General features: G+C 61.9%; 3 protein-coding genes. All 3 read left to right on the top strand.

What is annotated here, in order from left to right; translation table 11 throughout:
• Positions 1–175 precede the first annotated feature (175 nt).
• Positions 176–892: a hypothetical protein gene (locus XI03_RS31790; protein ID WP_271594307.1), complete on the top strand. Its 717-nt coding sequence runs from the start codon at positions 176–178 to the stop codon at positions 890–892.
• 166 nt (positions 893–1,058) lie between these two features.
• Entirely contained in the window at positions 1,059–1,250 is a 192-nt protein-coding gene (locus tag XI03_RS31785) for a hypothetical protein (protein WP_028144438.1), read from the top strand.
• A gap of 2,054 nt (positions 1,251–3,304) precedes the next feature.
• Positions 3,305–12,814 (top strand): VCBS domain-containing protein, encoded by a 9,510-nt coding sequence (locus tag XI03_RS31780; protein WP_271594306.1) that lies wholly within the window; start codon positions 3,305–3,307, stop codon positions 12,812–12,814.
• Positions 12,815–12,856: the final 42 nt, after the last annotated feature.

The following is a 12,856-nucleotide window of genomic DNA, read 5'->3' as shown; positions in this document are numbered from 1 at the left end:
TGGATCGATGAATCGATCGCGCTGCCTCGTGTTGCACCCCTGGAGTGCTGGGCCGGCACATTAATTAGGTGGTCAAGAGGACAATTAATTCATCGCGCCGCCCGATTTAAGCCGTATGGGAGCCGTTGTCGCCGCTAAGGCTCAAGCGGGGGTAGGGCGCACCCGGGAGTTTTCGATGTCCGGTCAATTGCGATTGTATTTCGCCAGTTTGGTCCTTGTCGGAGGTTTTTCGGCGGCGCCCGCGTCCTCCAATCCTGTTGCCGACTTCTTCAATACTGCTACGTCCCAACCGGCGGTAACCTCTCCGCCGCAAGCCGAATGCGTGCCGCGTCCCGGTACCTCGACCAGTAGCGGACAGCATTGGGTCTACCGAACGGACGGTCGCCGCAAATGCTGGTTCCTGGTCGAGGGCATCGCGACGGTGAAGAAGCCCATTCGGGCTCGCGTGGTCAAAGACCGCAGCGCCAGTTTGGACGGAAACGGGACCACGCAGGCCAGGCGGAGTGCGGTCGTTGATGCGCGCGCGGAGTTGCTGCGCTCCGCGCCGCCCGAGCGATCTCGGACGACTGTACCCGAAATGCAGGTAGCAGATGCCGCTCCCGATCTCGGCACGGGCTCTACCCTGATGTCGGCGGCCGCCATCGTAGATATTCCCAGCAACCAGCTCACGCCCGAACACTCCGTGCCGGGCCAAGTCGACGCTGGGCAGCTTCTCGCCGCCGCGCCCGCCAACCCACCTCAAGATATGCCGCTGGGCGCGCGCATGGCAGAGGCGCACGACGAAGCGCGCAGCTGGACGGCCTGGTTCGGTGTGCTGCTGATGACGCTTGGTGGCCTCTCGCTCTTGAGCTCGAGCCGCACGCTTCGGCACGCAGTGAGATTACGCCACTGAGGTAGCGACATATAAGGTGCTGCCGCCGCGCGGCCGAGGGATTGAACGAGCAGGCACGGCCGAACTGCTACACGTACAAAGGTTCGGTGCGTCGCACTTGGTTTGGCACTGCCTCAGACGGACAATCGGGTACGATGATGGTCACCCTTTTGGATCGGACTGCATCATGCGGTACAAGGTGTTCGTGGTGGACGGCAGCCGGCAAGTGATCTGCGCTGCAAAGCTCGACTGCATTGACGAGCAGGCGGCGAGACGACGAGCCGAGCAAATGCATGACGAGCACGACGTTGAGCTTTGGGAAGGCGATCGACTCGTTGCAGTGTTCCGAAGTGCAACGTCGAATGAAAGTCGGAGCTAAGGCGCGATCCTGAACAGGTGGCCGGTCTCGCCGCCGAGTTTAGTTCACACCCCGGCCTGGCTGGTTGGCGACATGTCGCAGCGACGTCATCGCGGAGGCTCGCTACTGCGGGGATGAAGGCGCCCAGTCCCCTCTCAAAGTAGTGGCAGATGCGAGGAGCGCGGGCATCCGTGCATCGAACCGCGCGAGTGAGCCAACGCCGGTCAACCTTCGGACCCGGCGGGTCTCTAAACGGCTCTTGCTCTGCCGCTCGCTTTGGTACGCCGTCTTCTGCCGATTGTTTTTGCCTCTACATGTCGGAGCTTACTTCGAAGCTTCTCCACCTCTCTAAGCTCCTCCAGAAGCGCCTGGTGCCGTTCGCTCAGAACAGCACTAGAAAAGATCTGACGCGTACTCGACATCACATGCCTCAGAAAATGACTTGAAGTAAGAAGTCGACGAAAAGCGAAAGACAAAGAACGCTCGACCGAAGCTCAATGAGCTAAGGCCGCAGCCGCCAGATGTTCCCAATACTCTGCCTCTGCAAGCAGTTTCCAGCTTCTCTCAGGTTGGAGTGCGGCAGTCTGTCGGCAAAGTAACGCCATTGCGCGAAAGCGGCGGGCAGCTTCCATTTCAACCTCCCTGTTTTCTTTTCCCCAACATATTTTTCAATTTTGCGATGGAGTCATCATGATTATACACAATAATCAAATATATCATTTAATGGCGGTCGATTTGGCCGCGTTCGCGCGTCAACCGGGAACTGGTTTCGGATTTAGCTTCACATGGATTTCGAACGCGGCTTGCCGAGGTCCTGTTGCGCGTTAAAGCGAACGAGAGACGTGCGGGACAGCAACAGGAGATGCGAAGCTTCGTGCGAGAGCATCGAGGACTCTTCTCGCCGCACCCCAGGACACATGCGCCGGCTACCGAGCCATAACCCAGCCATTGGATAGCATCAGCGCTCTGGCTACGCGTCTCGCTCTTAGAGCGCACCACCATCGGATCCCCCGCGATGGTCTCACGCTCTGGAACGTACGCCCGGGCGACAAGGACGGCTACATTGACCCGATGGGATGACCAGCGACACATTGAAGGCCACGTCCGCCGCTTCACGGTGGGCCTGGATCGTCGGATGCGCAAATTAATAAGCACAGGTTGGTGCAAAGTATTGCGAGACTGCTGCTTTCATGCCTCGTCTTCGTGAATGGGGCTGAGTTTCGGCTCCAATTGCTCCCTGCGAGTTGCCGATCTGCGCGAGGCAAAGATCATCTCGCGAACCGAGTGCATCCGGGAGGCAAGCCGTAAAATTCCGGTGTCGCGTCGCAAGGAGGGACGTAAGAGCCTCTTTGTTATTGATTTCGAGGTATTAATTATTAAATCGATCGCGTAAATAAATAAATGGACTGATGCTTTAATTTAAAATAGGCTTATTTAATTAGGAGCAGGCGGCCGTGGCGCTTCTCGCTCACGGTCGTCGCTTCTGGAGCCGCGAATATTGCAAGATCAAATAATTGCCAAAACGTGGGCGGCTAAGCACCGGCCACGTTGGGCAGGGGGATACCGCTCTAGATCTTTTCGAGTAACTTGGCAGCAGTCTGATGGACTGTCGCTGGCTGGCGGACCTATCGCCGTCCGAGCGAGCGCTACCAATTGCGTGAATTGATTTGCGGCGACGCTCTCTGCTCTGCATTGGCAGACGAGGGTTGCGAATGACGTGCACGCATTTTGTAGCAATGTTCGGCTGGGCTCGGGCAAGTTCGAATTCTTCGTCAATTTGCGATCTTCCGATCCAGCCAAGTTTGCGGTTTGCGAACATGGCGGCTGTCAGGCGCGCGACCGTGCACACGACATCCGATCGCGAGCCCGGATCGACTCCAGCCCCAAACAGGCTTGAGCGGCACGTGTTCTGTTTACACCTTTTCGAAGCGCTGAGCATGACGGCAGGCATGCTGAGCAGCTCGGCATTTTTCTTCAGCAGCATAGGCAAGGCAACGGCCGATCATCCCCGCGCCATTGTGCAATTTGTGCCGGTCCGTGAATGCGGAAGGCGCATCATCCAGAGGATTTAAGCTATGGCGACGCAGACAACGGGCGGCGGCAGCACGGTTTCGTTCGGCAATACTCCGCAAGCCAACACGGACATTTTCTCGTTTACGGAGGACGCCAGCAACATTCTCATCTTGAATGTGCTGGCAAATGACCTTGGGGGCGCGGCCAAGACGCTGTTCTCCCTGGACAATGGAACGAGCGCCTCCGCGTCCACCAAGAACTACGCACCTGCAGATCTGCTGGTCAAAGATGTGGCGTACAGCAGTGATGCCGCCGGAATGGCTGCAACCGGTGACCGCAGCGCCCTCGGTGCACGCATCTGGATTGAAGCGGACGGCACCGTTCATTACGACAAGGGCGACATCAACGTTCAGCTTCAGGCGCTGGCGACCGGGCAAACGCTGACTGACACATTCACCTACGCTATCCAGCTGGGCAATGGCACGCTCAGTTGGGCGACCGTGACACTCCAGTTCAATGGCGCAAACGACTCGGTCATCATCACATCGAGTCCGCAGAGCGGCTCGGTGGTAGAAGACGCGAACACCACGCCGGATCTCTCGGATTCGCAGAGCGCGGCGGGCACCATCAGTTTCAACGATGCCGATCTTGGCGACACGCATTCGGCCTCGTTCGCGGCAGCCTCTTCCAACACCACGTCGCTCGGCGCCTTCTCGCTTGATTCTGTCAACGAGACGGCCAATGCCGCCAACGGCTCGGTGCAATGGCATTACAATCTGAACAACGCGGCCGCGCAATACCTCGCTGCGGGCCAGACGATCACCGAGAGCTTCGTGGTGACGATCAATGACGGCCACGGCTCGACAGCTACCCAGACGGTGACGGTCACGATCACAGGCACAAACGATTCGGCTACGGTCTCTTCCGAGGCGAAGTCCGTCACCGAGGGTGATGCCGCAGCCGCTCTCAACACGAGCGGCCAACTCAGCATCACTGACCCGGATACGGGCGAAGCCCATCTCGTGGCGCAATCGAACGTTCATGGGACCTACGGCGACTTCACGATCGATGCCAATGGCGCGTGGAGCTATACCGGCAACGGTGCCCACAATGAGCTCACCGCGGGCCAGCAGGTCCAGGACCAGTTTACGGTGACCAGCCAGGACGGCACGGCCACCGGCACGGTGACGGTGACCATCACCGGCAGCAACGATGCGGCCACGGTCTCGTCGGACTCGAAGTCCGTCAGCGAGGGCGATGCCGCCTCTGCGCTCAATACCGGCGGCCAGCTGACGATTGTGGATCCCGACAGCGGCGAAGCCCATGTCGTGGCGCAATCGAACGTCCACGGCACCTACGGCGACTTCACGATCGATGCCAACGGCGCCTGGAGCTACACCGGCAACGGCGCCCACAATGAGCTCACCGCCGGGCAGCAGGTCCAGGACCAGTTCACGGTGACCAGCCAGGACGGCACGGCCACCGGCACGGTGACGGTGACCATCACCGGCAGCAACGATGCGGCCACGGTCTCGTCGGATTCGAAGTCCGTCACCGAGGGCAATGACGCGGCGGCGCTGAACACGAGCGGCCAGCTGACGATTGTGGATCCCGACAGCGGCGAAGCCCATGTCGTGGCGCAATCAAACGTCCACGGGACCTACGGCGACTTCACGATCGATGCCAACGGCGCCTGGAGCTACACCGGCAATGGCGCGCATGACGAGCTCACCGCGGGCCAGCAGGTGCAGGATCAGTTCACGGTCACCAGCCAGGACGGCACCGCCACCGGCATCGTGACGGTGACCATCACCGGCAGCAACGACGTGGCGACAGTCTCATCGGACTCGAAGTCCGTCAGCGAGGGCGACACGGCGGCGGCGCTGAACACCAGCGGCCAGCTCAGCATCACCGACCCGGATACGGGCGAAGCCCACGTCGTGGCGCAATCGAACGTTCATGGGACCTACGGCGACTTCACGATCGATGCCAACGGCGCCTGGAGCTACACCGGCAACGGCGCCCATGACGAGCTCATCGCCGGCCAGCAGGTGCAGGATCAGTTCGCGGTCACCAGCCAGGACGGCACCGCCACCGGCATAGTGACGGTGACCATCACCGGCAGCAACGACGTGGCGACAGTCTTATCGGACTCGAAGTCCGTCAGCGAGGGCGACACGGCGGCGGCGCTGAACACCAGCGGCCAGCTCAGCATCACCGACCCGGATACGGGCGAAGCCCACGTCGTGGCGCAATCGAACGTTCATGGGACCTACGGCGACTTCACGATCGATGCCAACGGCGCCTGGAGCTACACCGGCAACGGCGCCCATGACGAGCTCATCGCCGGCCAGCAGGTGCAGGATCAGTTCGCGGTGACCAGCCAGGACGGCACCGCCACCGGCACCGTGACGGTGACCATCAGCGGCACCAATGATGCGGCCACGGCCTCATCGGACTCGAAGCCCGTCACTGAGGATGATGCTGCCGCCGCACTCAACGCCTCAGGCCAACTCACCATCACCGACCCGGATACGGGCGAAGCCCATGTCGTGATGCAGAGCAATGTGCACGGCAGCTACGGCGACTTTAGCATCGATGCCAACGGCGCCTGGAGCTACACCGGCAACGGTGCCCACAATGAGCTCACCGCCGGCCAGCAGGTCCAGGACCAGTTCACGGTGACCAGCCAGGACGGCACCGCCACCGGCACGGTGACGGTGACCATCACCGGCACAAATGACGCGGCGACCGTCAGCTCGGACTCGAAGTCTGTCACCGAGGGCGACACCGCGGCGGCGCTCAACACGAGCGGCGAGCTGACGATTGTGGATCCCGACACTGGCGAAGCCCATGTCGTCGCGCAGACGAACGCGCACGGGACCTATGGCGCCTTCAGCATCGATGCCAACGGCGCCTGGAGCTACACCGGCAACGGCGCGCATGACGATCTCATCGCAGGCCAGCAGGTGCAGGATCAGTTCATGGTGACCAGCCAGGACGGCACCGCGAGCGGCATCGTCACGGTGACCATCACCGGCACCAATGATGCGGCCACGGTCTCGTCGGATTCGAAGTCTGTCACCGAGGGCGACACCGCGGCGGCGCTCAATACCAGCGGCCAGCTGACGATTGTGGATCCCGACAGCGGCGAAGCCCATGTCGTCGCTCAGGCGAACGCGCACGGGACCTACGGCGACTTCACGATCGATGCCAACGGCGCCTGGAGCTATACCGGCAACGGTGCCCACAATGAGCTCACCGCCGGCCAGCAGGTGCAGGACCAGTTTACGGTGACCAGCCAGGACGGCACCGCCACCGGCACGGTGACGGTCACCATCACCGGCAGCAACGACGCGGCGACGGTCTCGTCGGACTCGAAGTCTGTCACCGAGGGCGACACCGCGGCGGCGCTCAACACGAGCGGCGAGCTGACGATTGTGGATCCCGACAGCGGCGAAGCCCATGTCGTCGCCCAGACCAATGCTCACGGGACCTATGGCGACTTCACGATCGATGCCAACGGCGCCTGGAGCTACACCGGCAACGGCGCCCACAATGAGCTCACCGCCGGCCAGCAGGTCCAGGACCAGTTCACGGTGACCAGCCAGGACGGCACCGCCACCGGCATCGTGACGGTGACCATCACCGGCAGCAACGACGTGGCGACAGTCTCATCGGACTCGAAGTCCGTCAGCGAGGGCGACACCGCGGCGGCGCTGAACACCAGCGGCCAGCTCAGCATCACCGACCCGGATACGGGCGAAGCCCATGTCGTGGTGCAGAGCAATGCGCACGGGACCTACGGCGACTTCACGATCGATGCCAACGGCGCCTGGAGCTACACCGGCAACGGCGCCCATGACGAGCTCACCGCCGGCCAGCAGGTGCAGGATCAGTTCACGGTCACCAGCCAGGACGGCACCGCCTCCGGCACCGTGACGGTGACCATCAGCGGCACCAATGATGCGGCCACGGCCTCATCGGACTCGAAGCCCGTCACTGAGGATGATGCTGCCGCCGCACTCAACGCCTCAGGCCAACTCACCATCACCGACCCGGATACGGGCGAAGCCCATGTCGTGATGCAGAGCAATGTGCACGGCAGCTACGGCGACTTTAGCATCGATGCCAACGGCGCCTGGAGCTACACCGGCAACGGTGCCCACAATGAGCTCACCGCCGGCCAGCAGGTCCAGGACCAGTTCACGGTGACCAGCCAGGACGGCACCGCCACCGGCACGGTGACGGTGACCATCACCGGCACAAATGACGCGGCGACCGTCAGCTCGGACTCGAAGTCCGTCACCGAGGGCGACACCGCCTCTGCGCTCAATACCGGCGGCCAGCTGACGATTGTGGATCCCGACAGCGGCGAAGCCCATGTCGTCGCTCAGGCGAACGCGCACGGGACCTATGGCGACTTCACGATCGATGCCAACGGCGCGTGGACCTATACCGGCAACGGTGCCCACAATGAGCTCACCGCCGGCCAGCAGGTGCAGGATCAGTTCACGGTCACCAGCCAGGATGGCACCGCCACCGGTACCGTGACGGTGACCATCACCGGCAGCAACGACGCGGCCACGGTCTCTTCCGACTCGAAGCCCGTCACCGAGGGTGATACCGCGGCGGCGCTGAACACCAGCGGCCAGCTCACCGTCACCGACCCGGATACGGGCGAAGCCCACGTCGTCGCGCAATCGAACGTCCACGGGACCTATGGCGACTTCACGATCGATGCCAGCGGCGCCTGGAGCTACACCAGCAACGGCGCTCATGACGAGCTCACCGCGGGCCAACAGGTCCAGGATCACTTCACGGTGACCAGCCAGGACGGGACCGCCTCCGGCACGGTGACGGTCACCATCACCGGCACGAATGACGCGGCGACCGTCAGCTCGGACTCGAAGTCCGCCACCGAGGGCGACACCCCGGCGGCGCTCAACACCTCGGGCCAGCTCACGATTGTGGATCCCGACAGCGGCGAAGCCCATGTCGTGGCGCAATCGAACGTCCACGGCACCTACGGCGACTTCACGATCGACGCCAACGGCGCCTGGAGCTACGCCGGCAACGGCGCCCACAATGAACTCACCGCGGGCCAGCAGGTCCAGGATCAGTTCACGGTGGCCAGCCAGGACGGCACCGCGAGCGGCTTCGTGACGGTGACCATCACCGGCAGCAACGATGCGGCCACGGTCTCGTCGGACTCGAAGTCCGTCACCGAGGGCGACGCCGCGGCGGCGCTGAACACCAGCGGCCAGCTGACGATTGTGGATCCCGACAGCGGCGAAGCCCATGTCGTCGCGCAGACGAACGCGCACGGGACTTATGGCGACTTCACGATCGACGCCAATGGCGCCTGGAGCTACACCGGCAACGGCGCGCATGACGAGCTCACCGCCGGCCAGCAGGTGCAGGACCAGTTCACGGTCACCAGCCAGGATGGCACCGCGAGCGGCATCGTGACGGTGACCATCACCGGCAGCAACGACGCGGCCACCGTCTCGTCGGACTCGAAGTCCGTCACCGAGGGCGACACCGCGGCGGCGCTGAACACGAGCGGCCAGCTGACGATTGTGGATCCCGACAGCGGCGAAGCCCATGTCGTGGCGCAATCAAACGTCCACGGGACCTACGGCGACTTCACGATCGATGCCAACGGCGCCTGGAGCTACGCCGGCAACGGCGCCCACAATGAGCTCACCGCCGGGCAGCAGGTCCAGGACCAGTTCACGGTGACCAGCCAGGACGGCACCGCCTCCGGCATCGTGACCGTGACCATCAGCGGGACCAATGACGCGGCCACGGTCTCGTCCGACTCGAAGTCCGTCACCGAGGGTGATGCTGCCGCCGAACTCAACACCTCAGGCCAACTCACCATCACCGACCCGGATACGGGCGAAGCCCATCTCGTAGCGCAATCGAACGTTCACGGGACCTATGGCGACTTCACGATCGATGCCAACGGCGCCTGGAGCTACACCGGCAACGGCGCCCACGATGAGCTCACCGCCGGCCAGCAGGTCCAGGACCAGTTCACGGTCACCAGCCAGGACGGCACCGCCACCGGCATCGTGACGGTGACCATCACCGGCAGCAACGACGCGGCGACGGTCTCGTCGGACTCGAAGTCTGTCACCGAGGGCGCCACCGCGGCGGCGCTGAACACGAGCGGCCAGCTGACGATTGTGGATCCCGACAGCGGCGAAGCCCATGTCGTGGCGCAATCAAACGTCCACGGCACCTACGGCGACTTCAGCATCGATGCCAACGGCGCCTGGAGCTACACCGGCAACGGCGCCCACAATGAGCTCACCGCCGGCCAGCAGATCCAGGACCAGTTCACGGTGACCAGCCAGGACGGCACCGCGAGCGGCATCGTCACGGTCACCGTCACCGGCAGCAATGATGCGCCGGTGCTGAACGCCAATGGCGGTTCACTGTCCTATACCGAGGGTCAGGCCGCGACCGCGATCGACACGGCGCTGATCCTGTCGGACGTTGACAGCACGAATCTGACCGGCGCGACGGTCGCGATCACAGGAAACTTCGCCTCCGGCCAGGATGTGCTCGGTTTTACCAATCAGAACGGCATCACCGGCAGCTGTAACGCCAGCACTGGGGTGCTGACCCTGACGGGTACGTCGAGTGTGGCGAACTACCAGGCAGCCCTGCGCTCGGTGACGTATTTGAACTCGGGTGACAATCCGTCGGGCGCGACCCGCACCATCAGCTACCAGGTTGACGACGGCCAGACGGCCAGCCACGCCAGCAATATCGTGAACGCGACAGTCACGGTCATTCCGGTCGACGACGCGCCGGTGAATACGGTTCCGGGAGCACAGACGACGAACGTCAACACGACAAAGGCGATCACGGGACTTGGCATCTTCGACGCCGACTCGGACGGCGCCAGCGAAACGATCACGTTGTCGGTAACCAACGGCACCATGACCGTTTCAGGAGGTACCGCAGGGATCAGCGGCAGCGGAACATCGACGGTGACGCTGACCGGAACAGTCAGCGCCATTAATTCTACCCTGGCCTCGACGGTCAACTACGTTCCAACATCGAACTTTGCCGGAACTAGCACTCTGACCATGACGACAAGCGACAATGGCCACACCGGAGCGGGTGGCGCATTGACCGATGTCGATACGGTGACCATTTCGGTCACGAGCCCCAGTCCCTTCGCTCTCACGACCGGCACCGATACGGTCTTCTATGCATCGGGCACCAATACTGTGACCGGCACGCAAACTCCCCTAACGCTAAACAACGGTGACATGCTGACGGGGGGAAGCGGTACGGACACTCTCGCCGTCAGTGGTGGCGGTCTGGGGCCATTCACCTTCGGCGATGGTGCAGGAAGCATTGGCCTGACAAACTTCGAAACAATCAGTTTAAGTGACGGCAACAGCGGGAATCACACTGACACCCTGACATTCCTTTCGACATTCCAAAATGGAGGAACGCTCACAATTGACGGATCCGGCATCACGGGTAACGGCGACCTGGTCGTAGACGCGAGCGCAGTCACGTCTGGATCGTTTGTCATCATGGGCAGCTCAGGAAACGGCGGTGATGATACCCTCAAGGGCGGTTCAAGTAACGACACGATCAACGGTGGCGCAGGCACCGGCGCGGACAGGATCGTGGGTGGTGGTGGCGCAGATGCGCTGACTGGTGGTGGCGGGAACGATACCTTCGCCTATCTCGCTGTCACCGACGCGGGTGACCACGTCACCGACTTCAACACCTCAGGGGATAAGCTGGAATTTACGGTAACCGCCGGACGGTTCGTCATTGGTGATGTCGATACGACCGTTGAAAATGTCAGAACGGGCAACAACGCTGCGCTAAATCTCGCCAACACGGAGGTCGGCATCAAAACAGACGCATCCGTGACGACGGCGACAGTTCAATCAACGATCAATAGTTACTCCAATATCACCACAGGAGCCCTGTTCGTATTCCACAATTCGACAGTCGGCCACGCGCAGGTTTACTACGATCCCAATGCAAGCATCGCAGGCGGCGCAACACTCGTCGCCGATCTGGACAACCTGACCACTCTGGCGAGCATAACTGGTAGTTTCAGCGCGGCGGACTTTGCGTTTGGAACGGCGCTTGCTCCTGCGGGCGTGTCGGGGCAGCCCATCAATCTCGGTCTGACGGACTCGTCCGCCAATCAGGGGCAAATCGCCACGGTCACTGTTGCCAGCATGCCCGCCGGCTGGACATTAAATGGTGGGATGCTGCTCCCCGATGGCAACTGGACGATCGAGACGACTGACGTCAGCTCGCTAATGGTGACATCGCCAGTCGATTTCGCCGGAGCATTGCATCTCGACGTGACCGTGACCTGGATGCAGCCGGATGGCTCGGCTGTAATCGAGACATTCGCCGACAATGTTGAAGCTTTTGCAGCGGGCTCCGCCATCATCGCCATTTCCGGCGACGACTATCTCACAGCGTCAAGTGGCAGCGATCTGCTCGTATTCTCGCAGCCGATCGGCCACGACGTCATCTATAATTTCGAGATTGCGCATGATCAGATCGACCTGATCGGCTACGCCGGCTTCAAGACCTTCGCGGACGTCCAAACGCATCTGTCTGCCGACAACGACGGCAACGCCGTCATTGCGCTGGCCGACGGTCAAACGATCACTCTGGATGGCGTCGATGCCGGCTCGCTCGCAGCGGACGACTTCGTATTCGACTTCAAGCCCGTGGTCGACAATTCAGGCACAATGACGATCGGCAACGGCGCATTGCTGCCGTTATCCGGTAACATCCACAATACGGGCACGATCTCGTTGAACTCGACGGGCGCCGAGACCGACCTCCAACTCGTCGGGCACGGAATTTTGCTCGAAGGTGGCGGTCAGGTGCTGTTGTCCGACAATAGCGAGAACACGGTCAGTGGAACTGTTTCCGACGTCACGCTGACCAACACCGACAACACCATTTCGGGAGCCGGACAGCTTGGCGGGGGGACATTGCTCCTTGTCAACCAAGGTACAATCGACGCGACGGGCACCAACGCGCTCGAGATCGACACCGGTAGCAACACCGTCGTCAATTCCGGAACGATTGCGGCCAGCGGCAGCGGCGGACTGGTCATCGACAGCAACGTGGATAATTCAGGGCTGCTGTGGGCGCATGGAGCCAACATCACTCTCAATGGTAGTGTAAGCGGCAGCGGCACCGCGCTGATGGATGGCGTGGCTACGGTCGAGTTCGGAGCGGCTTCATCTGCGCATGTCGCGCTCGATGCCGCAGCGACCGGGACAATCGTGCTCCATGACTCCTTCGACTTCAGCGGAGTCGTGTCCGGGTTTGACGGAGATGACCACCTGGATCTCCTCGACGTCGCATTCGGGGACGGCACGACCGCTAGTTATGTCGCAAATCAGGCCGGCACTGGAGGAATCCTTTCGGTGACTGACGGAGTTCATACCGCCAATATCAGCCTGTTCGGCCAGTACGATCCCGCGAGCTTCCAGACTGAGGCAGACAAGAATATGGGAACGCTTATCAGCTACCACGAGTATCTCGTCTGACGCGCTGCGAGGAGGTGGCTAAAGGCGCGGACTGCGAAGTCG

The organism is Bradyrhizobium sp. CCBAU 65884 (assembly GCF_028128835.1).
Taxonomy (GTDB): Bacteria; Pseudomonadota; Alphaproteobacteria; order Rhizobiales; family Xanthobacteraceae; genus Bradyrhizobium; species Bradyrhizobium ottawaense.
Note: the sequence above shows the minus strand (reverse complement) of the source record. Positions and strands in the feature narration are given on the sequence as shown.

Excerpts from the sequence above, each read along its gene's own strand:
- XI03_RS31785 (WP_028144438.1), top strand. The coding sequence starts at position 1,059 with ATGCGGTACAAGGTGTTCGTGGTGGACGGCAGCCGGCAAGTGATCTGC.
- XI03_RS31780 (WP_271594306.1), top strand. The coding sequence starts at position 3,305 with ATGGCGACGCAGACAACGGGCGGCGGCAGCACGGTTTCGTTCGGCAAT.
- XI03_RS31790 (WP_271594307.1), top strand. The coding sequence starts at position 176 with ATGTCCGGTCAATTGCGATTGTATTTCGCCAGTTTGGTCCTTGTCGGA.